General features: G+C 59.0%; 23 protein-coding genes. 15 read left to right on the top strand and 8 right to left on the bottom strand.

What is annotated here, in order from left to right:
- Positions 1-70 precede the first annotated feature (70 nt).
- From FFH90_RS26625 to FFH90_RS26615, 3 genes are all read right to left on the bottom strand, one after another.
- Positions 71-427, bottom strand: a complete 357-nt coding sequence (locus tag FFH90_RS26625) for a hypothetical protein (protein ID WP_064620471.1) — start codon at positions 425-427, stop codon at positions 71-73.
- Between the two features lie 84 nt (positions 428-511).
- On the bottom strand, positions 512-2,365 hold the full coding sequence (locus FFH90_RS26620; RefSeq protein ID WP_111454238.1) for a DUF4105 domain-containing protein: 1,854 nt from the start codon (positions 2,363-2,365) through the stop codon (positions 512-514).
- A 107-nt stretch (positions 2,366-2,472) separates the two neighbouring features.
- Complete coding sequence (locus FFH90_RS26615) at positions 2,473-2,961, bottom strand: DUF3015 domain-containing protein (RefSeq protein ID WP_018925873.1); 489 nt, start codon at positions 2,959-2,961, stop codon at positions 2,473-2,475.
- A gap of 275 nt (positions 2,962-3,236) precedes the next feature.
- On the opposite strand from FFH90_RS26615, the gene FFH90_RS26610 reads away from it, so the two are divergent.
- Positions 3,237-5,675 carry a Lon protease family protein gene (locus tag FFH90_RS26610; RefSeq protein ID WP_018925874.1) on the top strand — a complete coding sequence of 813 codons (2,439 nt, stop codon included), beginning with the start codon at positions 3,237-3,239 and terminating at the stop codon, positions 5,673-5,675.
- Positions 5,676-6,003: 328 nt separating this feature from the next.
- Positions 6,004-6,345 (top strand): hypothetical protein, encoded by a 342-nt coding sequence (locus FFH90_RS26605; protein ID WP_019581273.1) that lies wholly within the window; start codon positions 6,004-6,006, stop codon positions 6,343-6,345.
- A gap of 6 nt (positions 6,346-6,351) precedes the next feature.
- Here FFH90_RS26605 and FFH90_RS26600 read toward each other — a convergent pair whose 3' ends face one another.
- On the bottom strand, positions 6,352-8,181 hold the full coding sequence (locus FFH90_RS26600) for a hypothetical protein (protein ID WP_138866331.1): 1,830 nt from the start codon (positions 8,179-8,181) through the stop codon (positions 6,352-6,354).
- Between the two features lie 160 nt (positions 8,182-8,341).
- On the opposite strand from FFH90_RS26600, the gene FFH90_RS26595 reads away from it, so the two are divergent.
- From FFH90_RS26595 to FFH90_RS26585, 3 genes are all read left to right on the top strand, one after another.
- On the top strand, positions 8,342-8,830 hold the full coding sequence (locus FFH90_RS26595; RefSeq protein WP_007938436.1) for a TIGR00645 family protein: 489 nt from the start codon (positions 8,342-8,344) through the stop codon (positions 8,828-8,830).
- A gap of 134 nt (positions 8,831-8,964) precedes the next feature.
- Positions 8,965-9,258, top strand: a complete 294-nt coding sequence (locus tag FFH90_RS26590; RefSeq protein ID WP_138866330.1) for a DUF6482 family protein — start codon at positions 8,965-8,967, stop codon at positions 9,256-9,258.
- 130 nt (positions 9,259-9,388) lie between these two features.
- Complete coding sequence (locus FFH90_RS26585) at positions 9,389-10,006, top strand: FKBP-type peptidyl-prolyl cis-trans isomerase (protein WP_007938433.1); 618 nt, start codon at positions 9,389-9,391, stop codon at positions 10,004-10,006.
- Between the two features lie 61 nt (positions 10,007-10,067).
- Here the strand turns inward: FFH90_RS26585 and FFH90_RS26580 are convergent, their stop codons facing one another.
- The 3 genes from FFH90_RS26580 to FFH90_RS26570 all read right to left on the bottom strand — a co-directional run bounded on the left by FFH90_RS26580 (position 10,068) and on the right by FFH90_RS26570 (position 11,997).
- A complete protein-coding gene (locus FFH90_RS26580) occupies positions 10,068-10,325 on the bottom strand; it encodes a hypothetical protein (protein WP_018925879.1) in 258 nt (85 codons plus the stop codon).
- A gap of 204 nt (positions 10,326-10,529) precedes the next feature.
- Positions 10,530-10,871, bottom strand: a complete 342-nt coding sequence (locus tag FFH90_RS26575) for a zinc ribbon domain-containing protein YjdM (RefSeq protein ID WP_018925880.1) — start codon at positions 10,869-10,871, stop codon at positions 10,530-10,532.
- 157 nt (positions 10,872-11,028) lie between these two features.
- Entirely contained in the window at positions 11,029-11,997 is a 969-nt protein-coding gene (locus tag FFH90_RS26570) for a polyprenyl synthetase family protein (RefSeq protein ID WP_018925881.1), read from the bottom strand.
- Positions 11,998-12,237: 240 nt separating this feature from the next.
- Here FFH90_RS26570 and rplU point away from each other — a divergent pair, with 240 nt between their 5' ends.
- From rplU to FFH90_RS26545, 5 genes are all read left to right on the top strand, one after another.
- On the top strand, positions 12,238-12,552 hold the full coding sequence (rplU, locus tag FFH90_RS26565; protein WP_007901869.1) for a 50S ribosomal protein L21: 315 nt from the start codon (positions 12,238-12,240) through the stop codon (positions 12,550-12,552).
- A 33-nt stretch (positions 12,553-12,585) separates the two neighbouring features.
- On the top strand, positions 12,586-12,843 hold the full coding sequence (gene rpmA / locus FFH90_RS26560; protein ID WP_003228360.1) for a 50S ribosomal protein L27: 258 nt from the start codon (positions 12,586-12,588) through the stop codon (positions 12,841-12,843).
- A 195-nt stretch (positions 12,844-13,038) separates the two neighbouring features.
- Complete coding sequence (cgtA, locus tag FFH90_RS26555; protein WP_018925882.1) at positions 13,039-14,262, top strand: Obg family GTPase CgtA; 1,224 nt, start codon at positions 13,039-13,041, stop codon at positions 14,260-14,262.
- 137 nt (positions 14,263-14,399) lie between these two features.
- On the top strand, positions 14,400-15,518 hold the full coding sequence (gene proB / locus FFH90_RS26550) for a glutamate 5-kinase (RefSeq protein ID WP_007938428.1): 1,119 nt from the start codon (positions 14,400-14,402) through the stop codon (positions 15,516-15,518).
- Between the two features lie 12 nt (positions 15,519-15,530).
- Positions 15,531-15,995, top strand: a complete 465-nt coding sequence (locus FFH90_RS26545; protein WP_018925883.1) for a CreA family protein — start codon at positions 15,531-15,533, stop codon at positions 15,993-15,995.
- Between the two features lie 122 nt (positions 15,996-16,117).
- Here FFH90_RS26545 and rpsT read toward each other — a convergent pair whose 3' ends face one another.
- Positions 16,118-16,396 carry a 30S ribosomal protein S20 gene (rpsT, locus tag FFH90_RS26540; protein ID WP_007901883.1) on the bottom strand — a complete coding sequence of 93 codons (279 nt, stop codon included), beginning with the start codon at positions 16,394-16,396 and terminating at the stop codon, positions 16,118-16,120.
- Positions 16,397-16,783: 387 nt separating this feature from the next.
- Here rpsT and murJ point away from each other — a divergent pair, with 387 nt between their 5' ends.
- The 5 genes from murJ (at position 16,784) to fkpB (ending at position 23,184) form a co-directional block, all read left to right on the top strand.
- Complete coding sequence (gene murJ / locus FFH90_RS26530; protein ID WP_028938881.1) at positions 16,784-18,322, top strand: murein biosynthesis integral membrane protein MurJ; 1,539 nt, start codon at positions 16,784-16,786, stop codon at positions 18,320-18,322.
- 129 nt (positions 18,323-18,451) lie between these two features.
- Positions 18,452-19,402, top strand: a complete 951-nt coding sequence (gene ribF, locus FFH90_RS26525; RefSeq protein WP_018925885.1) for a bifunctional riboflavin kinase/FAD synthetase — start codon at positions 18,452-18,454, stop codon at positions 19,400-19,402.
- Entirely contained in the window at positions 19,403-22,234 is a 2,832-nt protein-coding gene (ileS, locus tag FFH90_RS26520) for an isoleucine--tRNA ligase (RefSeq protein ID WP_064620459.1), read from the top strand.
- The gene (lspA, locus tag FFH90_RS26515; protein WP_138866329.1) at positions 22,227-22,739 is read left to right on the top strand and encodes a signal peptidase II; all 513 of its coding nucleotides are present in this window, start codon (positions 22,227-22,229) and stop codon (positions 22,737-22,739) included. The genes ileS and lspA overlap by 8 nt, the downstream gene beginning before the upstream one ends.
- Before the next feature lie 7 nt (positions 22,740-22,746).
- Positions 22,747-23,184, top strand: coding sequence for an FKBP-type peptidyl-prolyl cis-trans isomerase (gene fkpB, locus FFH90_RS26510; protein WP_177318289.1), 438 nt, complete (start codon positions 22,747-22,749; stop codon positions 23,182-23,184).
- Positions 23,185-23,227 lie beyond the last annotated feature (43 nt).

Below are 23,227 nucleotides of genomic sequence, written 5' to 3'. Positions count from 1 at the left end.
GTTGTTCTCCCGTTATAGGGTTTGGGCCATGGTCGCGTGCTTTAAGTTTCGACGAATGTCTGTAAACGACTTATTGCGAGCGATAGGCTCGCGCGGCGTCCCGGTCTTTCTCTCGTTGCCAGGCCCTTTCGCGCTCATCCCAATGGCGTTCCCTGTACTCGTTGCGATCCTCGCTTTCCCGCATGGCCTGGCATTGACGCAAGCCATCGGTCCAGCCTTCTGCGTATTGCTTGTCCTTGAGGTAGCGTGGGACGTTTTTGCGAAATTCACCGGTGATTGCCCCGGCGGCTTGCCGGCCACTGCTGCAACCGTCATCGAAGCCATCGGCGAACGCCGGCGGATACCCTTTGGCGATCAGATCCTCGTGAGTCGACTGGCACCCTGTAATCAATAGCAACAACCCCAACACACCCACGCAACGCCACATCTCGGACTCCAGGGCCGTTCAACGGCCTATAGGGGAAGTCTAGAAGCGGATTTGTCGGATGGGAGTGAAAGAAGGGTCAAAAGATCAATAGTGATACCACTTCACTTCAAGCATCACTTCGTTTTCAGGTGATGCCAGGTGGCTGAATTCGCGTTGGGCACTCAGGCGCAGCCCGAGGTTGCGCGACAACTCCCACTGCTGATTCAGGCTCATGCTCCGGCGCACTTCGCCGTTGGTGAAGTAATCGCCCTTGGCTTCCAGGCTGAAATTCCCCAGCGGGTTTTTCCACAGCAGACCGCTGTTGAAGCCCGCTGCCGGGGCAATGAAGCCCGCGAAGTCGTTGTTGTGCTCCACGCGCACGGTGCCCAAGGCGAACCCGAGCATGTCGTCGCTCAGTTGCCAGGTCCCGCCACCACCACCGTTGACATGACTGACCAGGGTTTCCTCATCATGCTTGCCCGGCACACGCTCCAGGCCGCCGGTGACTTGCCACGACAGCGGCTGCAACAGCGCGTTGCGCGGGGTCAGGGAGCGGATGGTCGCCAGGTCCAGTTGCTGCAGCTGCCAGTGATTGCCTTCGTATTGGCGCAGCTTCATCTGCAGGATTTCGATCTGCGCGCCAAGGGGGAAGCTTTCGGCGTTGTCGTTGAGGTCGTGGTAGGCCATGCGCAGGCCATATTCGCCGAAGGCTTGGTCACCCCGGGTGCCGATGCCGGCCTGCCAGGTGCGGGACTCGTGGCCATCCTCGGGCAAGCCTGGTCGCGCAATGTCCAGTTCAGGAGGCGGGTTCTGATTGATCGCGCGCAGCAATTCGAAACTACGCTGAGCCCGTTGCGGGTCACGTTCCTGGCCGTTGGCGCGATAACGCTCCAGACGATAGGCCGCGTCGATGATCAACGCCTGACGCTCGCGCGGTTGCGCCTTGAACGCCGGTTCCTGCAATTGCTTCTGATCGGCGCTGATTTTCAGCACCCACTGCTGCTCTTCATCGGTCAACGGCTGCGCGCGGCTCAGCAGTTCACGCTCGCGGGACGGGCGATATTCGATCGACTCCACCAGCCCGGCCTGTTTCACCGCTTTGACGGTGTCGGTGGGAATGGCGGTCAACGGGAACTGATCGGTCAGCTTCAGGCCCGGCCGCGCCACCTGCAGCAGCTCAAGCAGGCGATAGGAGCAGTTTTCATCGAAGAAGAAGTAGTCGAACTGGATCTGCTTGAGCTCCCAGACATGCTCGACCATGCGCTCGGTTTCCTGCTGGGTCAGGTTCAGGCGGTATTCCCACAGGTCGCGGTTTTCGAGGCTACGGTATTCCGAGAGTTTTTCCTGATAGGGCACCAGTGCAAACAGCCCGGGATAACCACCCATCAGGCCTTTCCACGCGTACAAAATGCTGTTGTCCGACCCTTCGATGTAGGCGCCGAAGTTGATCGCGTAACTGAGCAGCGAGGTCTTGTCGCGCTGCACATCGGCCTGATCGATGCGCAGCAAGGTATGGCCGAACATCGACGACGGGCTGTTCAGGTAGGCGGCCGGGAAAATCATCACCGCACTGTGGGGCGAAACGTCCTTGAACCATTGCTTGAATTCAGCACAGTCCAGCGACGGCAGATCCGTCAGGTCAAGTTGCGCCTTGAGCCAGCGAGTACGGGCCGGATAGACGCATTGCGCATGCTGCTCGCCGGCACTGGCCGGGGCATACAGCGCCTGTACGGTCGCCGCCAGTTCGCGGTCGGGGTGTTCGTTGCCGTCGGGGGCGAGAAAGAATTTCTTGTCGCTGACATAGCTGCGCCAGCCACCGAGCTTGGCGGTTTCGTAATGACCCAGGGAAATCCAGAAGGGGTCGTTGGCCAGTTGCTGCAAACGTTGATTGTCGATGTGGGGCGCGGCGGACAGCGGGGCGCAGACACAGAGCGCCAGCCAGGCAAGGCGTTTGAGCATAGTGAGCAACTTAAGTCGAAAGAAACAAAGACCCAAAGAGGCAGGCCAAAAGGGCCGGGGTCAAAAAAATAAAACCCGCTCCCCAAAGAGAGCGGGACGGGTCGAGCTTAAGCTTGAGTGGCGTACTTGGCCAGACGAGGATCGTTCTTCAATACGGCCAGGGTATTGGTATGCACGTCTTCAGCGGTCACGTCAGCCTTGCTGAAAATTTGCTGGAAGTGTTGATGAGTCACGGCGGCGAAGTGCGCACGGTCTTCCGGCGCCACGCCCAGTACCACGGCGTAAGTGGTCAGCGCTTCGCCCTGACCTTTAGCCATGTCTTCGGACAGCTCGTTCATCATGCCATTCATGGCAATCCAGGATTTGCCGCCATAGGTCAGCGCCGCATTGGTCGAGCAACCGTTGGTGCCGGAGGTCATGCCGAAAGTTGCATTACCGGAGGTGCCGTTGGTGGTGGATGCCAGGAAGTGTGCCGGGGTGCCACGCTGACCTTCGAACAGCATGTTGCCCCAACCGCAGTCCGGACCGCCTGGCGCCTGAGCCATGGCGTTGATGGATACAACGGTGAAGAGAGTACCAAGAAGAATCCGTTTCATAGCTATGTTCTCTTTGTGTGCATACCAATGGACAGGGTGCTGGCCCCTAATGGTGCCAGTGGGCCGGTTATTCGTTCCAGCCGCGCAGTTTGGAGTTTAGGCAGGTTCCAGGGGTTCCGTGATTTTTTGCGAAACATTCCCTGAAAACCTTGATTTTGACCCGCGCGGCCCGTGGATGGGGGCTTGTCTAAGCTTTGGCTTGAGGTGCGCCTTGCCAGTGGGTACGGGCAGCGCCAGAATGCCGTTATCTGCCCCGCCTGATGTAAGGAAGCCCGATGCCTGATCCTGTTGCTGCCAGCTTGCGTCTAGCGCCTGAAGCGCTGACCCGTCCGTTTTCCGCTGAACAGTTCAGCTTCTCTACCACCAATGATCTGGAGCCCTTCCGCGGTGTGCTTGGCCAGGAACGTGCGGTCGAAGCCTTGCAGTTCGGTGTGGCCATGCCGCGCCCCGGTTACAACGTGTTCGTCATGGGCGAGCCCGGCACCGGCCGGTTTTCGTTCGTCAAACGCTACCTCAAGGCCGAAGGCAAACGCCTGCAGACCCCGGCCGACTGGGTCTACGTCAATAATTTCGATGAGCCTCGCGAGCCTCGCGCCCTGGAATTGCCGTCGGGCACCGCCGGGGCTTTTATCGGTGATATCAACGGCTTGATCGACAACCTGCTGGCGACCTTTCCGGCAGTATTCGAGCACCCGTCCTACCAGCAGAAGAAAAGCGCCATCGACCGTGCGTTCAACCAGCGTTATGACCGTGCGCTGGATGTGATCGAGCGTCTGGCGCTGGAGAAAGACGTCGCGCTCTACCGCGACAGCAGCAACATTGCCTTCACCCCGATGAGCGAAGGCAAGGCCCTGGATGAGGCGGAATTCGCCCAGTTGCCGGAAGCCGAGCGCGAGCGTTTTCACGATGACATTTCCGGGCTCGAAGAGCGGTTGAACGAAGAGCTCGCCAGCCTGCCGCAATGGAAGCGCGAGTCGAGCAATCAGCTGCGCCAGCTCAACGAAGAAACCATCACCCTGGCCTTGCAGCCCTTGCTGGCGCCGCTGTCGGAAAAGTATGCGGAAAACGCAGGGGTTTGCGGTTACTTGCAAGCGATGCAGGTGTACCTGCTCAAAACGGTGGTCGAGCAACTGGTGGATGACAGCAAGACCGACGCCATCGCCCGTAAATTGCTTGAAGAGCAATACGCCCCGAGCCTGGTGGTCGGGCATCCGCACAGCGGCGGTGCGCCGGTGGTGTTCGAGCCGCACCCGACCTACGACAACCTGTTCGGCCGCATCGAATACAGCACCGATCAGGGCGCGCTCTACACCACCTATCGGCAGTTGCGACCGGGTGCATTGCACCGGGCCAACGGCGGTTTCCTGATCCTCGAAGCGGAAAAAATGCTCAGCGAGCCATTCGTGTGGGATGCGCTCAAGCGTGCCTTGCAATCGCGCAAGCTGAAAATGGAATCCCCGCTGGGTGAGCTGGGCCGTCTGGCCACCGTGACGCTGACGCCGCAACACATTCCGTTGCAGGTCAAAGTCGTGATCATCGGCGCCCGGCAGCTCTACTACACGCTGCAAGACCTCGATCCGGACTTCCAGGAGATGTTCCGCGTCCTGGTGGATTTCGACGAAGACATTCCGATGGTCGACGAAAGCCTGGAGCAGTTCGCCCAGTTGCTCAAAACCCGTACCTCGGAAGAAGGCATGGCGCCGCTGACCGCGGATGCGGTGGCGCGTCTGGCGACTTACAGCGCACGTCTGGCCGAGCACCAGGGACGTTTGTCGGCGCGAATCGGCGATCTGTTCCAACTGGTCAGCGAGGCGGATTTCATTCGTGACCTGGCGGGTGACGAGATGACTGACGCCGGGCACATCGAGCGTGCGCTCAAGGCCAAGGCTACCCGTACCGGGCGCGTTTCGGCGCGGATTCTCGATGACATGCTGGCCGGGATCATTCTGATCGACACCGATGGCGCGGCGGTCGGCAAGTGCAACGGGCTGACGGTACTGGAAGTCGGCGATTCGGCCTTCGGGATACCGGCGCGGATTTCCGCCACGGTGTATCCGGGCGGCAGCGGCATCGTCGACATCGAGCGCGAGGTCAACCTCGGCCAGCCGATTCACTCCAAAGGCGTGATGATCCTCACCGGGTACCTGGGCAGCCGCTATGCCCAGGAGTTCCCGTTGGCGATTTCCGCAAGCATCGCCCTGGAGCAGTCCTACGGTTACGTCGACGGCGACAGCGCATCGTTGGGCGAGGCCTGCACGCTGATCTCGGCCTTGTCGAAAACTCCACTCAAGCAGTGCTTTGCGATTACCGGTTCGATCAACCAGTTCGGTGAGGTGCAGGCGGTAGGCGGGGTCAACGAGAAGATCGAAGGCTTCTTCCGGCTCTGCGAGGCTCGCGGCCTGACGGGCGAGCAGGGAGCGATCATTCCTCAGGCTAACGTCGCCACGCTGATGCTCGACGAGAAGGTGCTGGCGGCGGTGCGCGCGGGGCAGTTCCATGTCTACGCGGTGCGCCAGGCCGACGAAGCCCTGAGCCTGCTGGTCGGCGAGCCGGCCGGTACGCCGGATGAGAATGGCGACTTTCCCGAGGGCAGCGTCAACGCGCGGGTGGTGGAACGCTTGCGGGTGATCGCGGAAATGGTCAGCGACGAAGACCTCAAGGAGGCCGAAAAAGAGTTGGCGCAGGAAGCCTTGCTGGAAGTCAAACCGGCCTGAGTCAATCTCGAAACTGAGGAGGCTCCCTGTGGCGAGGGAGCTTGTCGGACCGCCGCACCGCCCCGTTCGGCTGCGTAGCAGTCGTCAAATCGGCGATGAGGTCTGTCTGATAAATTTCGGGGCCGCTTCGCAGCCCAACGGAGCAAGCCCCCTCGTCACATCTCTGGCGTCAATATTTGCACGGCGACCACTCGGCGCCTTCTGGCTGCGGGCCGCGTGCGAGCTGAACTTTTCTTCTATTCTCTGCTCAAGGATATCGACAGTTATCACTGGATCGAGACAGCCTTCCCGTGGAGGCTGAATACCGGATCTACCGAGGGTCGCCGCCATGTCGCGCAACCTCTGCCTCACCCGTCAATGCCTGGGCCTTGTGACCCGTATCGAATGTGCTATCCGCCCGCTGGCGGGAGATACGGGCATGTGGACCTTGCTTTTTGCCGCCGGAATGGCCGGCGAGCAACCTTCAGCCATCAAGGCTCAAGGCCCGTTCCGTGGGCCGGTCGTGGCTGAATCGATCCTCGACACCATCGTCGAAAGTCTGACCCTGCATGGCTACGAGCTGGCCGATGACCCGCAAATCTGGTGCCTGCACCTGCAAGCCCAGTTGCGAGAGATCAACGGTGGCCGTTTCCACAACCTTGCCGGTCCCGGGTTTCGACCTGAAGGCTGATCCAGGCTATTGATCCAGGTTACCTGGCTCGGTCTTGTCGAGTTTGACCTCGAAACCGTATTGCACGGTGGTGAGGTTGGTTCGCTGATAAGTTTCCAGACGTGTGGGCTGGCCGTAGAAGTAATGCACTGCGAATAACCCCGGACCTTGCGCGTTCGCGTCGTGACTGACCGAAAGAATCTCCTTCAGATAGTTGCCACTGTCGTCCTTGGCGAAAAAGCGCCAGTCCTGGTCGGGGAACAGCTTCAGATCAACCACCAACTCATTCCCTTTGAGCGCCAGGCCCTTGGGCAGTTGGTGGGCGTCGTAGGTTTGCTTGTCGACAGTCGCCAGGAACAGCGGCATGGAGCCGACCGCGTAGGCCGGAGTTTCTGCAAACAGATTCAGATCGTAGGTGATGCTGCCGCGTAGCGGGTCGACCTGATACGCCTCCGGTGGCAGCTCGATCGGCCCATCGCGCCGGCCATTGCTGTCTTGGGTAAAGAACGTCACGGGACTTTCGCCGGGATTGAACGAGGTGCCGAGCAATTCATCATTGAAACTTCTGGGGTGATCGAAATCGATGCGTGCGGCGCTCGGGTCTTCGATCGACTGGCTGATACTGATGCTTTTTTTCAGTTGGTTTTCGTCCAGCGTCGCACCCTTGAGCCAGGTCGCAGCCTGGTCGTCGTATACCACCACGGGCAATGTCAGTGGCTGGATGGCTTTTTCCGTCGTGTGCGGGTCGAAGCGGCGTACTGGCAGGTCCAGGTTCTTGCGGGTCACCGTGACCGCCGAGAAGTCCAGCAAGCTGACTTCGAGCGTGTCGATCGGTCCGTTGAAGTACACCTTGGCGTACTGTCGGGTTTGTTGTTTTTCAAAGGCACGCTGGTCGTCCTCGAGCTGTTTTTCGAACGCTTCGCTCCAGGCTTTCTGCTGTTGCATTTGCGCCAGTTGTTTTTGATAGAACGCAATTTGCGCGGCGGTTTCATGGATCGCGCCCGAGCGCGAGAGGAATTGTCCGGTGGTGTCCCTGGCCTGAACGATCAGCGGGTTGGGCGGTGTATCGCGAACCTCGGGGGCCGGTGGTGCGCTGTTACTGAATTCGATTTCGGCATGGTTTTTTTCAAGCTTCAGCAGCGTGACACTAAGGTTGTCATTGGTGCGCGTCTGGCCGACGTCCTTTTTGGTCAGGTCGAAGCTGTAGATTCGGCGTGGGGCGATGACCTCCACCTTGCCTTGCAGACTCACCGGTTGTGGCAGGTGTTTCTTGTCCACATCCAGGCCTTCAATGAAGGGGTAGGTCACCGTCAAATCATCGGGGTTGGTCAGGTTGGAGCTCGACGGGCTCAGCTGAATGCCGGGATCGGTTTCCGACCATTCCGGCTGAAACGCGATGACGCGCTTGTTGCTGAGGGTCACCGATTGCCATTCCAGGTCATGAGGGAAAAGGAATGCGCCAGGGGTGTTGAAGTGGAGGGGGAATACCGGTTGCAGATCGGTCAGGTAATCCGAGCTGGACTCCTTGTGCAGCACGAACAGCCCGTTGATGTAAGTGTCGACCAGCGCCTGGGGCGTGGGGTAGTGCTTGAATACGGCGAGGGCATCTTCGCCGTATTCGGTGACCACCGGTTTACTGTCGAGCTTGAGTTGCGCACGCTCGAGCAGCAGCAGTGAACCGCCGAGTTCGGTCACGACGTCCTTGAGTTTCGGATCCTTGATCGCCTCCAGAGACTTTTCGAACTGCGCGGTCTTTTCTTCGAGGCTGACCTGGCGTTTCTCATCGCTGGGTGAACAACCACCGAGCAGCAATGCGAGGCAAAGTCCGGCACTCGTTAAGGGCAATCGCACATCCATTTCCAGTTTTCCTGTCCGATGTCGCTGACCTGTCATTGATCTGGACACTAGCAGAAAAACTTTGTCACACACACGCAGGTTGCGGATTTTCCGGCGGTTTCTGGGTGTAACAGGCGGCTGTTATACTCGCCGCCATTTCCAGCCCCTTGTGTGAGACTCAATGGAACGCTTTATCGAAAATACAATGTACGCCTCCCGCTGGTTGCTGGCGCCGATCTATTTCGGTTTGTCGCTGGGCTTGCTGGCGTTGGCACTGAAATTCTTCCAGGAAGTCATCCACGTCATCCCTAACGTGTTCTCGATGGCCGAGTCGGATCTGATTCTGGTGTTGTTGTCGCTGATCGACATGGCGCTGGTAGGCGGCTTGCTGGTGATGGTGATGATCTCCGGTTACGAGAACTTCGTTTCCGAACTGGATATCGACGACAGCAAGGAGAAGCTCAACTGGTTGGGCACCATGGATTCGTCTTCGTTGAAGATGAAGGTCGCGGCTTCCATCGTGGCAATTTCGTCGATCCACTTGCTGCGGATTTTCATGGACGCCAAGAACGTCGATCCGGAGCATTTGCAGTGGTACGTGATCATCCACATGACCTTCGTGGTGTCGGCGTTTGCCATGGGTTATCTGGACAAGCTGACCAAGCACTGATCCGCCCTTACTTGCTCCACCGCACCGCCCGTCTGTTGCGAAACAGACGGGCGGTGTCGTTTGTGGCTTGTACTTTGGCGCGTCGAGGCATATCCCTGTAAGAACCCTGGCTCTCCACTGCGTGAGGTGCGCTCATGAACCTGCAAGAGTTGTATGCGTATGCCATCGCCGGAAAGATCGATGAGTTGAATCTGATCTCGATGGAAGGCGTGTTCTACGTGCTGGAGGCTCGGATGCATGGTGAGGCGCATCCAGTGCTCGATGCTCATGGTGAGACATTGCAGCTGCGCTCGGTCGAGCATGCGCGTGAAGTGCTTCACGCCTGTCCCAAGCCATTCAACGTTGTATATACCTCGGCCCATGATGAAATGTGCGGTACCAGCGCCGAGGAAAGTCCGAAATTACCGAGCACCTTCCGTTCTGCGTAACAGGGCTGACGCCGCTCATCAACGTGGCGGCATCTGTGCTAGTCTGCTCGCCCTTTTGATTCCGGGCGCTCCGGGATGCGCTGTGCACGCACGGCAAGTTCCAGGGCCGTCCGCACAGCGGAGCAGTGTCATGTCCGAAGTAAATCTGTCCACCGATGAAACCCGCGTCAGCTACGGCATTGGCCGTCAGTTGGGCGACCAGCTGCGTGACAATCCGCCACCGGGCGTGAGCCTGGACGCAATCCTGGCGGGTCTGACCGACGCGTTCGCCGGCAAGCCAAGCCGTGTGGGTCAGGAAGAAATGTCCGCCAGCTTCAAAGTGATCCGCGAGATCATGCAAGCTGAAGCGGCTGCCAAAGCTGAAGCTGCTGCTGGCGAAGGTCTGGCTTTCCTGGCTGAAAACGCCAAGCGTGAAGGCATCACTACTCTGGCTTCGGGCCTGCAATTTGAAGTGCTGACTCAAGGTGAAGGCGCCAAGCCAACCCGTGAAGATCAAGTGCGCACTCACTACCACGGCACTCTGATCGACGGCACTGTGTTCGACAGCTCCTACGAGCGCGGCCAGCCTGCAGAATTCCCGGTAGGCGGCGTTATCGCTGGCTGGACCGAAGCCCTGCAACTGATGAACGCCGGCAGCAAATGGCGTCTGTACGTGCCGAGCGAACTGGCTTACGGCGCTCAAGGCGTTGGCAGCATTCCGCCGCACAGCGTACTGGTATTCGATGTCGAACTGCTCGACGTTCTGTAATCCCGGTGTTGGAGCTGGCCCGCTCCTGCAGGGCCAGCTCCGGCATTTTTACAAATGATCTTCATACCTCGAACTTGGTATTCAGGTCATGACTCGGGCGCAACGCCCGGGCATAGCAAAACAGAAACAGATTGCGCACCAGTTCCTTGAGCACCACCGGCTCGCTGGAACTCAGGCCGTTGACGTCCAGATCACCCTGATCCTGCAGCTCGTTCAAGGCTTCTTCTTCAAGCACCGCACAGACTTCCCCGGTTTCCCGATGCAGGATTCTGAGGTAGGGATGTGGGCGGTCCAGCCAGGCATCGATCAAATAAGTCATGGGTCTCATCTCCATTGATTGGGTTCAATGAGAATAATTCCTATTCATTAAATAGCAAGGGCCTATTGGCGGTTTGCGTTTTTTATCGGGTAAGGATTGCGTAAGGTCAAAACGGCTGGCGTTTGGCTATTGCGAGGAGTGCTGGGTGAGGCGGGAAGGGCAAAGCACCATCCCACGCAGGGCGCGGGATGGAATACAGCGGGCTCAGACTTTTCTGACGAACTCGGATTTGAGTTTCATCGGGCCGATGCCGTCGATCTTGCAGTCGATGTCGTGGTCGCCATCGCACAGGCGGATGTTCTTGACCTTGGTGCCGACCTTGACCACCAGGGAAGTGCCTTTGACCTTGAGGTCCTTGATCACGGTGATGGTATCGCCGTCCTGCAGCACATTGCCGACCGAGTCCTTTTTCACGGTATCGTCGGACGCTACTTCGGCTTCGCCAGTGGCGGACCACTCATGGGCGCACTCCGGGCAGATCAGCTGTGCGCCGTCTTCGTAGGTGTATTCGGAATTGCATTTCGGGCAGGGTGGCAACGTGCTCACTAAAGCTCCTTGGATTCAGGATGGCTAAAAAGCGCACATTATATAGGGATTTATCGCAGGAGGGGGCGAACAGCAAAAGATCGCAGCCTTCGGCAGCTCCTTGGTGTACCCATGTGGAGCTGCCGAAGGCTGCGATCTTTTGAATTTGCTATGAATATCAGTGCGTGCGAGCGACCGCAAATTCACTCAATTCCACCAGCGCATCGCGGTATTCGCTGGCGGGCAGGGCGCCGAGGCACTTGATCGCACGGGCCACGTAGTCGCGAGCCAGTTGCGCGGTGTAATCCAGCGAGCCGGAAGCTTCGACCGCTTCGCGAATGCTTTCCAGGTCTTCGATGCCACCTTTCTGGATCGCCTGACGAACCAGTGCGGCCTGCTCCGGAGTGCCTTCGCGCATGGTGTAGATCAGCGGCAGCGTCGGCTTGCCCTCGGCCAGATCGTCACCGACGTTCTTGCCCAGGGTCTCGGCATCGCCACGGTAGTCCAGCAGGTCGTCGACCAGTTGGAAGGCCACGCCCAGGTGATCGCCGAAGGTGCGTAGCGCTTCGCTCTGTTCCAGCGAGGCGCCGGCCAGGGCTGCGGCGCTGTGGGTCGAAGCCTCGAAGAGCATCGCGGTTTTGCCGCGAATGACTTCCATGTAGGTTTCTTCGGTGGTGCTGGCGTCGCGGACCTTCGACAGCTGCAACACTTCGCCTTCAGCGATGATGCGCGTGGCTTGCGAAAGGATCTTCATTACCGGCATGGAGCCCAGTTCGACCATCATTTCGAAAGAGCGCGAATACAGGAAGTCGCCCACCAGCACGCTCGGCGCGTTGCCCCACATGGCATTGGCGGTCGAACGGCCACGGCGCATGCCGGACATGTCGACGACGTCGTCGTGCAGCAGGGTGGCGGTGTGCAGAAACTCGATGGTCGCGGCCAGCAGGCGCAGGTCATCGCCTTCGCGGCCCAGTGCCTTGCCGCACAGCAGCACGAGCAAGGGACGCAGGCGTTTGCCGCCAGCCGAGGTAATGTAGTCGCCGATTTTCGATACCAGCGGCACTCGGGAAGTCAGCTGCTTCTTGATGATGCCGTCGACGGCGCTAAAATCGTCCGCCACCGCGCGGTAGAAAGCTTGGGGTTGCATCAGCGACAGTTGCTCCAGAAGGGTTGCGCGGCATGCTAGGACCCACGTCCGGGCCTGTCAAGGCGCGATGGACGGCCACTTGCAACGCCAGAGTAGCTTGCGTACAATCGCGCACCCTGAACTTCCTGGGCAGCACCTGCCTTACGCAATTGCAAACAGGCCTTCCAGCCTTATGCAGCCATGCCAGCCAATACCTCTTCTTATAAAGAGCTGGGTGAGCAGGATTATCGGAGAAATACCATGTCTTATGCAGTAATCGTTACTGGTGGCAAGCAGTACAAAGTTGCTCCAGGTGAATACCTGAAGATCGAAAAACTGGAAATCGCTACCGGCGAATCCGTAACTTTTGATCGCGTTCTGTTGGTTGCCAATGGCGACGACGTGAATATCGGCGCTCCAGTTGTTCCTGGCGCTACCGTTGTGGCTGAAGTGATCTCCCAAGGTCGTCACGATAAAGTCCGCATCATCAAGTTCCGTCGCCGTAAGCACCACATGAAGCGTATGGGCCACCGCCAGTGGTACACCGAGATCAAAATCACCGGTATTCAGGCTTAATCAGCCTAATTCCTCACTAGGAGAATTGAACTCATGGCACACAAAAAAGCTGGTGGTAGTACCCGTAACGGTCGCGACTCAGAAGCCAAACGCCTTGGCGTGAAGATGTATGGCGGCCAGGTCATCAAGGCCGGTAACATCATCGTGCGTCAGCGCGGCACCCAATTCCACGCTGGCTACGGCGTTGGTATGGGTAAAGATCACACCCTCTTCGCGAAAATCGAAGGCGTGATCAAGTTTGAAGTAAAAGGCGCCTTCGGTCGTCGTTACGTGAGCGTCGTCGCAGCTTAATTGCGCGATCGCTGGAAAAGCCCTGTCTTGCGACGGGGCTTTTTCGTTTGTGGGGTGAGTCTCTTGCAAAGCTGTTTGTGATGGGCTCCAGCGCTGTATTGGCGGTCGTTGATTGAGGTCGCTGCGCTCATTTTTGCAAGAGTCTTATGTCTTGGTTGTTTTTCGGCTCGTCCGTATGGCGAGAGGCGTTTTGTTATGAAGTTTGTTGATGAAGTATCGATTCGAGTAAAGGCCGGCGACGGTGGCAACGGTTGCATGAGTTTCCGTCGAGAAAAATTCATCGAAAACGGCGGCCCGAACGGCGGCGATGGTGGTGATGGTGGTTCCATCTACATGATGGCCGACGAAAACCTGAACACCCTGGTCGACTACCGTTACACCCGCCACTTCGATGCCGAGCGCGGTTCCAACGGTGGCAGCACCGACTGCACCGGCAAAAAAGGTGAGGATCTGATCCTGCGGGTGCCGGTAGGTACCACAGTGATCGACTCTGCCACCCAGGAAGTCATTGGCGACCTGACCAAGGCCGGCCAGAAGCTGATGGTGGTTCAGGGCGGCTGGCACGGTCTGGGTAACACTCGTTTCAAATCCAGTACCAACCGTGCGCCGCGCCAGACTACGCCGGGCAAGCCGGGTGAGCAGCGCGACCTGAAACTGGAAATGAAGGTGTTGGCGGACGTCGGTCTGCTCGGTTTGCCGAACGCCGGCAAAAGTACCTTCATTCGCTCGGTGTCGGCCGCCAAGCCGAAAGTCGCCGACTACCCGTTCACCACATTGGTGCCGAACCTGGGTGTGGTCAGTGTCGATCGCTGGAAGAGCTTCGTGGTCGCGGATATTCCGGGCTTGATCGAAGGTGCTTCCGACGGCGCGGGCCTGGGGATTCGCTTCCTCAAGCACTTGTCGCGTACGCGTCTGCTGCTGCACCTCGTCGACATGGCGCCGCTGGATGACACCAGTGCGCCGGATGCCGCTGAAGTGATCGTCAGCGAGCTGACCAAGTTCAGCCCGTCCCTGGCCGAGCGTGATCGCTGGCTGGTACTGAACAAGTGCGACCAGATCCTTGAAGAAGAGCACGATGCTCGCGTCAAGGAGATCGTTGATCGTCTGGAGTGGACCGGTCCGGTCTATGTGATCTCGGCGATCGCCAAGCAAGGCACCGAGCGTCTGTGCCACGACATCATGCGTTACCTGGAAGATCGCGCCGATCGCCTGGCTAACGACCCGGCCTACAAGGAAGAGCTGGCTGAGCTCGATCAGCGCATCGAAGATGAAGCGCGCGCCCAGTTGCAGGCGCTGGACGATCAGCGTGCTCTGCGCCGCAGCGGCGTGAAGTCGGTCCATGACATCGGTGACGACGATTGGGACGAAGAAGATGTGGATGACGAAGACGGTCCGGAAATCATTTACGTGCGTGACTGATTCGTTGCGATAAACTTAAGCGCCGCTCACTGGAGCGGCGTTTTAGTATCTGGAAATCGACTGTTGGTCACGAAGAACCACGAATAACGTCACGGGCAGTGCCAGGTCGCGCTGCCCTCAAGCTAAGGTTGAAGATGATGCGGAGCAAGGTGACAGGTGCGCAGCGTTGGGTCGTGAAGATCGGCAGCGCTTTGCTGACGGCGGACGGCAAAGGCCTGGATCGCGCAGCAATGGGTGTCTGGGTCGAGCAGATGGTTGCCCTGCATGAGGCGGGCGTTGAACTGGTGCTGGTGTCCTCCGGGGCAGTGGCGGCGGGCATGAGCCGTCTGGGCTGGACCTCACGACCCAGTGCGATGCACGAGTTGCAGGCGGCTGCCGCCATCGGTCAGATGGGGTTGGTGCAGGCCTGGGAGTCGAGCTTCGCCGAACATGGTCGGCATACCGCACAGATTCTCCTGACTCACGACGATTTGTCCGACCGCAAGCGCTACCTGAATGCTCGTAGCACCCTGCGTGCGCTGGTCGAGTTGAAGGTGATCCCGGTGATCAACGAAAACGACACCGTGGTCACTGACGAAATCCGTTTCGGCGACAACGACACGTTGGCGGCGCTGGTGGCGAATCTGGTCGAAGCCGATTTGCTGGTGATCCTCACCGATCGCGATGGCATGTTCGATGCTGATCCGCGCAACAATCCCGACGCCAAGCTGATTTATGAGGCGCGGGCCGACGATCCGGCGCTCGATGCGGTAGCCGGTGGTACTGGTGGTGCGCTGGGGCGTGGCGGCATGCAGACCAAGCTGCGCGCTGCGCGTCTGGCGGCGCGCTCTGGTGCGCACACCATCATCGTTGGTGGGCGTATTGAGCGAGTGCTGGATCGCCTCAAGGCTGGCGAGCGCATCGGCACTTTGCTGTCGCCTGAGCGCGGCATGCTGGCGGCCCGCAAACAGTGGCTGGCCGGGCATCTGCAGACTCGCGGCACGCTGGTGCTGGACGCGGGGGCGGTGACTGCGCTGTCTCAGGGCAACAAAAGTTTGCTGCCGGTAGGTGTAAAGCTGGTCCAGGGCAGCTTCCGTCGCGGCGAAATGGTGGTCTGTGTGGCGCCGGACGGTCGTGAAATCGCTCGTGGCCTGGCTAACTACAGTGCTCTGGAAGCACAAAAAATCATCGGTCAGTCGTCTGAGGCGATTATCGGTCTGTTGGGTTACATGGCGGAGCCGGAGCTGGTTCACCGGGATAACCTGATTCTGGTCTGAAGGAATACCTGAATGCGTGTGGCAAAAGGATTATTGGGCTTGTTGTTGGCGATGCCGTTGCTGGCCTCGGCCGAGGAAATTGGCCAGGTGTCGACGGTGTTCAAGTTCGTTGGCCCGAACGACCGTATTGTTGTCGAGGCGTTTGATGATCCGAAAGTGGAGGGCGTGACCTGTTACTTGTCGCGTGCCAAGACGGGTGGCGTGAAAGGTGGTCTGGGATTGGCCGAGGATCGCGCCGAGGCGTCTATTGCATGTCGCCAGGTCGGGCCGATCAGCTTCAAGGGTGAGCTCAAGGATGGCGAGGAGGTGTTCAAGGAGCGCACCTCGCTGGTATTCAAGACTATGCAGGTAGTGCGATTCCTCGACAAGAAGCGCAATACCCTGGTGTATCTGGTCTACAGCGATCGCTTGATCGAGGGCAGTCCGCAGAATGCAGTGACGGCAATTCCGATTCTGCCGTGGACGCACGCTCAGTAAGATAACGAAGGTCCAGGTGTGGGGGTGAGTCTGCTTGCTCCCACATTTTTTTGCATTGTATTTAATAAATCGCAGGCAATAAAAAACCGACCCTGAGGTCGGTTTTTTAACGAGCGCGTCGCTTAGGCAGCAGCGGCAACGTTCAGGGCCTTGACGTGGCCATTCAGGCGGCTCTTATGGCGAGCAGCTTTGTTCTTGTGGATGATGCCTTTATCGGCCATACGGTCGATAACTGGCACGGCCAGAACGTAAGCAGCTTGAGCTTTAGCAGCGTCTTTTGCGTCGATGGCTTTAACTACATTCTTGATGTAGGTACGAACCATGGAACGCAGGCTGGCGTTGTGGCTGCGACGCTTCTCAGCCTGTTTTGCACGTTTTTTGGCGGAAGGTGTGTTGGCCACCGTCGAGCTCCTCGAAAGACTTTTTAGGAAATAGCAAACAAAATAGGCCGCGAATCATGCCGATGAGTTGATGTCTTGTCAAGGGCGGAAGAGACGTTCCGCTAAGTGGCCGGTTCCGGCCCCATGAAAACTACTGCGCTCGGCAATACAGCGTTGAAAGCAGACTCGAAATGCTCATTGACTAAAGTCAACTCCGCTTTCTCGCCTGCTTTCGCCTTGTCTTGCCTTTGCTCGCTACGTTTTCAAGGGGACGGTGCGCTGGATATTTCTTTCCGGCGCGCGACCTGTAAACTCGCGAGCTTTGGCTCTGTGCTGTTGCGGCGCGGAGTATCGCATAAGTGGGCGCGTTGTTCGCCTGCTGTTTATCGACAGGCACAAACTCTTTCAATGAATCTGCTCAAATCGTTGGCCGCTGTCAGCTCTATCACGATGCTTTCCCGGGTGTTGGGGTTTGTTCGTGACACTCTAATCGCCCGTGCATTTGGTGCCGGAATGGCGACCGACGCCTTCTTTATCGCCTTCAAACTGCCCAATCTGCTGCGGCGGATCTTCGCCGAAGGGGCGTTTTCCCAGGCCTTTGTGCCGATTCTTGCCGAATACAAAAGCCAGAAGGGTGAGGAGGCAACGCGAACCTTCATTGCCTACGTCTCAGGCCTGCTGACACTGGTACTGGCGCTGGTCACTGCGTTGGGCATGCTCGCCGCCCCCTGGGTTATCTGGGCCACGGCACCGGGTTTCGTCGATTCTCCGGAAAAATTCCAGCTGACCACCGATCTGCTGCGGGTCACTTTCCCTTATATATTGCTGATCTCCCTGTCATCGCTGGCCGGGGCGATCCTCAACACCTGGAACCGCTTCTCGGTGCCGGCCTTCGTGCCGACCCTGCTCAATGTCAGCATGATCATCTTTGCGGTATTCCTGACGCCGTATTTCGATCCGCCGGTGATGGCGCTGGGCTGGGCCGTTCTGGTGGGTGGGCTGGCGCAGCTGCTCTATCAACTGCCGCACCTGAAAAAAATCGGCATGCTGGTACTGCCGCGTTTGAACCTGCGCGATAGCGGTGTCTGGCGGGTCATGAAACAGATGCTGCCCGCGATCATCGGCGTTTCGGTGAGTCAGATTTCGCTGATCATCAATACTATTTTTGCCTCGTTTCTGGTGGCCGGCTCCGTGTCCTGGATGTATTACGCCGACCGCCTGATGGAATTGCCATCCGGCGTGCTGGGTGTGGCGCTGGGCACGATTTTGTTGCCGACCCTGGCCAAGACCTATGCCAGCCAGGATCGCCACGAATACTCGCGAATCCTCGATTGGGGGCTGCGCCTGTGCTTCATGCTGGTGTTGCCGTGTTCCCTGGCGCTGGGGATTCTGTCTGAACCACTGACGGCTTCACTGTTCCAGTATGGCCAGTTCAGTGCTTTCGATGCGGCCATGACTCAACGCGCGTTGATCGCTTATTCCGTCGGCTTGCTGGGGATTATCGTGATCAAAGTGCTGGCGCCGGGCTTCTATGCGCAACAAAACATCCGCACTCCGGTGAAAATCGCGATTTTCACCCTGATCGTCACTCAGCTGTTCAACCTGGTGCTGATCGGTCCGCTGGCGCACGCCGGCCTGGCCCTGGCCATCAGCGCGGGTGCCTGCATCAACGCCGGTTTGCTGTTTTATCAATTGCGCAAGCAGCAGATGTATCAGCCGCAACCGGGTTGGGCGAAGTTCGGGCTCAAATTGCTGGTGGCGGTAGCGGTGATGTCTGCAGTATTGCTGGGTGCGATGCACTTTATGCCGGCCTGGGGGCAGGGGCCTATGCTTGAGCGGCTGCTGCGTCTGGGTGCATTGGTGATCGCAGGCGTCGTGGCGTATTTCGGCATGTTGCTGTTGATGGGCTTCCGTTTGCGCGACTTCAATCGCAAGGCCTTGAGCTGAAGACGTTATCTCGATAATCATGGGCGAACCGGCAGTTTTGTCGGCTCGATTACTTTGGGTTACGGTGTTGCCTGTCGTCGGCCGCCGGGTGTGGTTATAATCGACCACTTTATGAGCAAGAAGCGCGTTATGCAGCTGGTTCGAGGTCTCCACAACCTGCGCCCCCAGCATCGGGGCTGTGTCGCCACTATTGGCAACTTTGACGGTGTTCACCGTGGCCACCAGGCTATCCTGGTCCGGCTGCGAGAGCGTGCGCTCGAGTTGGGCGTGCCCAGCTGCGTGGTGATTTTCGAGCCGCAGCCGCGGGAGTTCTTCGCTCCGGACACCGCCCCGGCCCGTCTGGCCCGCTTGCGGGACAAACTGCAGCTGCTGGCCGAAGAGGGTGTCGACCGGGTGTTGTGCCTGGCTTTCAACCATCGCCTGAGCAAACTCAGCGCCAGAGAGTTCGTCGATACCATTCTGGTGGACGGCCTCGGGGTGCAGCATCTGGAAGTCGGTGACGATTTCCGATTTGGCTGCGACCGGTTGGGGGATTTCGACTACTTGCAACAGGCCGGCGTCCTTCAGGGCTTTACCGTCGAAGCGGCGCAGACCGTCGAGCTGGACGGCATTCGTGTCAGCAGCACTCAGGTCCGCAATGCCCTGGCCGCTGCCGATTTCGCCTTGGCCGAGCAACTGCTCGGTCGCCCGTACCGGATTGCCGGTCGGGTCCTGCATGGCCAGAAGCTGGCGCGCCAGTTGGGTACGCCCACGGCCAACGTGCAACTCAAGCGTCGTCGTGTGCCGTTGAGCGGGGTTTACCTGGTCAGCGTCGACATCGATGGCAAGACCTGGCCAGGCGTCGCCAATATTGGTGTGCGGCCAACGGTCGAAGGGGATGGCAAAGCTCACCTCGAAGTGCACCTTTTAGATTTTGCCGGCGATCTGTATGACCGGCGTTTGACGGTGGTTTTCCACCACAAGCTGCGTGAAGAGCAGCGTTTCGCCTCTCTGGAGGCGCTTAAGACGGCGATCAATGCGGATATCGCCGCCGCCCGTGCCCTGTCGCACCTAGCGCCAATCGCTAATGAAGAGCCTTAAATGACCGACTATAAAGCCACGCTAAACCTTCCGGACACCGCCTTCCCAATGAAGGCCGGCCTGCCTCAGCGCGAACCGCAGATTCTGCAGCGCTGGGACAGCATTGGCCTGTACGGTAAGTTGCGCGAGATTGGCAAGGATCGTCCGAAGTTCGTACTGCACGACGGTCCTCCGTACGCCAACGGCACGATTCACATCGGTCATGCGCTGAACAAGATTCTCAAGGACATGATCATCCGCTCGAAAACCCTGTCGGGTTTCGACGCACCTTATGTTCCGGGCTGGGACTGCCACGGCCTGCCGATCGAGCACAAAGTCGAAGTGACCCATGGCAAGAACCTGGGCGCCGACAAGACCCGCGAACTGTGCCGTGCCTACGCCACCGAGCAGATCGAAGGCCAGAAGTCCGAATTCATCCGTTTGGGCGTGTTGGGCGACTTCGCCAACCCGTACAAGACCATGGACTTCAAAAACGAGGCCGGTGAAATCCGCGCCCTGGCGGAAATCGTCAAGGGTGGCTTCGTGTTCAAGGGCCTGAAGCCTGTGAACTGGTGCTTTGACTGCGGTTCGGCCCTGGCTGAAGCGGAAGTCGAGTACGAGAACAAAAAGTCCGCGACCATCGACGTGGCCTTCCCGATCGCCGACGAAGCCAAGCTGGCTGCCGCGTTCGGTCTGCCGTCGTTGGGCAAACCTGCTTCGATCGTGATCTGGACCACCACTCCGTGGACTATCCCGGCCAACCAGGCGCTGAACGTTCACCCGGAGTTCAACTACGCCCTGGTCGACGTCGGCGACAAGCTGCTGGTACTGGCTGAAGAATTGGTCGAGTCCTGCCTGGCCCGCTACAGCCTGGAAGGTTCGGTGATCGCCACCACCACCGGTAAAGCGCTGGAACTGATCAACTTCCGTCACCCGTTCTACGATCGCCTGTCGCCGGTTTACCTGGCCGACTACGTTGAGCTGGGCGCGGGCACCGGCGTGGTTCACTCCTCGCCAGCCTACGGCGTGGACGACTTCGTGACCTGCAAGAAGTACGGCATGGTCAACGATGACATCATCAATCCGGTGCAAAGCAATGGCGTGTATGTGCCATCGCTGGAGTTCTTCGGCGGCCAGTTCATCTGGAAGGCCAATCCGGCCATCGTCGATAAACTGACCGAAGTCGGCGCGCTGCTGCACACCACCACCATCGAACACAGCTACATGCATTGCTGGCGTCACAAGACCCCGCTGATCTATCGCGCCACCGCGCAGTGGTTCATCGGCATGGACAAAGAGCCAGCAGCGGGCGACACCCTGCGCAAACGCGCGATCAAAGCCATCGAAGACACCAAATTCGTCCCGGCCTGGGGCCAGGCGCGCCTGCACTCGATGATCGCCAACCGTCCGGACTGGTGCATCTCCCGTCAGCGCAACTGGGGCGTGCCGATCCCGTTCTTCCTGAACAAGGAAAGCGGCGAACTGCACCCACGCACCGTCGAACTGATGGAAATCGTCGCCCAGCGCGTCGAAGTCGAAGGCATCGAAGCCTGGTTCAAGATGGACGCCGCTGAGTTGCTCGGTGACGAAGCGCCGCTGTACGACAAGATCAGCGACACCCTGGACGTCTGGTTCGACTCGGGCACCACGCACTGGCACGTCCTGCGCGGTTCGCACCCGATGGGCCACGAGACCGGCCCTCGCGCCGACCTGTACCTGGAAGGCTCGGACCAGCACCGCGGCTGGTTCCACTCGTCGTTGCTGACCGGTTGCGCCATCGACGACCACGCACCGTACCGCGAGCTGCTGACCCACGGTTTCACCGTCGACGAATCCGGTCGCAAAATGTCCAAGTCCCTGGGCAACGTGATCGCGCCGCAGAAGGTCAACGACACCCTGGGCGCCGACATCATGCGTCTGTGGGTAGCGTCTACCGACTACTCGGGTGAGATGGCGGTTTCCGAGCAGATCCTGCAACGCAGTGCGGACGCCTACCGGCGCATCCGTAACACCGCGCGTTTCCTGCTTTCCAACCTGACCGGTTTCAACCCGGCCACCGACCTCCTGCCGGCCGAAGAAATGCTCGCCCTGGACCGTTGGGCCGTGGATCGCACGCTGTTGCTGCAACGCGAGCTGCAGGAACACTACGGCGAATACCGTTTCTGGAACGTTTACTCCAAGATCCACAACTTCTGCGTGCAGGAGTTGGGCGGTTTCTACCTGGACATCATCAAGGACCGCCAGTACACCACTGGCGCCGACAGCAAGGCCCGTCGTTCGTGCCAGACTGCGCTGTTCCACATCTCCGAAGCGCTGGTGCGCTGGATCGCGCCGATCCTGGCGTTCACCGCCGACGAGCTGTGGCAGTACCTGCCGGGCGAGCGTAACGAGTCTGTGATGCTCAACACCTGGTACGAAGGCCTGAGCGAACTGCCGGAAGGCTTCGAGCTGGATCGCGCTTACTGGGACCGGATCATGGCGGTCAAGGTTGCGGTCAACAAGGAAATGGAAATCCAGCGTGCAGCCAAGGCCGTCGGTGGCAACCTGCAAGCCGAAGTGACGCTGTTCGCCGAAGACGCGCTGAGCGCCGACCTGGCCAAGCTGAGCAACGAACTGCGTTTCGTGCTGATCACTTCGACCGCCAGTGTTGCGCCATTGGTGCAGGCACCGGCCGATGCCGTGGTCACCGAAGTCAGCGGCCTGAAGCTCAAGATCGTCAAGTCGGCTCACGTCAAGTGCGCCCGCTGCTGGCACTGCCGTGAAGACGTCGGTGTGAACCCGGAACATCCGGAAATCTGCGGTCGTTGTGTCGACAACATCAGCGGCGCGGGCGAGGTTCGTCACTATGCCTAATGCGGCTGGCCGTTTCGGACGGCTGAGCTGGCTCTGGTTGAGTTTTCTGGTCCTGGTCATTGACCAGGCCAGCAAGTTCTACTTCGAAGGCAAGCTCGAGATGTACCAGCAAATCGTGGTGATCCCCGATTTGTTCAGCTGGACCCTGGCCTACAACACCGGGGCGGCGTTCAGCTTCCTGGCTGACGGCTCAGGCTGGCAGCGCTGGTTGTTTGCCTTGATCGCGGTGGTGGTTAGCGCGGTGCTGGTGATCTGGCTCAAGCGCCTGGGGCGCAACGACACCTGGCTGGCGATTGCGCTTGCCTTGGTGCTGGGTGGCGCGCTGGGCAATCTGTACGACCGCATTGCCCTGGGGCATGTGATCGATTTCATTCTGGTGCATTGGCAGAACCGCTGGTATTTCCCGGCGTTCAACTTTGCTGACAGCGCCATTTCTGTCGGTGCCGTAATGCTCGCGCTGGATATGTTCAAAAGTAAGAAGACCGGAGAAACCGTTCATGACTGAACAGGTATTGGCTGAACAACGTATCGGCCAGAACACGGAAGTCACCTTGCACTTTGCATTGCGCCTGGAGAACGGCGACACCGTCGACAGCACTTTCGACAAAGCCCCGGCGACCTTCAAGGTCGGTGACGGCAACCTGTTGCCAGGCTTCGAGGCCGCGCTGTTCGGCTTCAAGGCCGGCGACAAGCGCAGCCTGTCCATCGAGCCGGAAAACGCCTTTGGCCAGCCTAACCCGCAAAACGTGCAGATCATCCCGCGCTCGCAGTTCCAGGACATGGAACTGTCGCCAGGATTGCTGGTGATCTTCAATGATGCGGCCAATACCGAGCTGCCAGGCGTGGTGAAGGAATTCGATGACGCGCAAGTGACCATCGACTTCAACCACCCGCTCGCCGGTAAGACCTTGACCTTTGACGTCGAGATCATCAACGTCAAAGCGTTGTAACTGACCGAATACGGTCACCTGTAGGAGCAGGGCTTGCTCGCGA

The organism is Pseudomonas sp. ATCC 43928, assembly GCF_005938665.2.
In the GTDB taxonomy this organism is placed as follows: Bacteria; Pseudomonadota; Gammaproteobacteria; order Pseudomonadales; family Pseudomonadaceae; genus Aquipseudomonas.
Note: the sequence above shows the minus strand (reverse complement) of the source record. Positions and strands in the feature narration are given on the sequence as shown.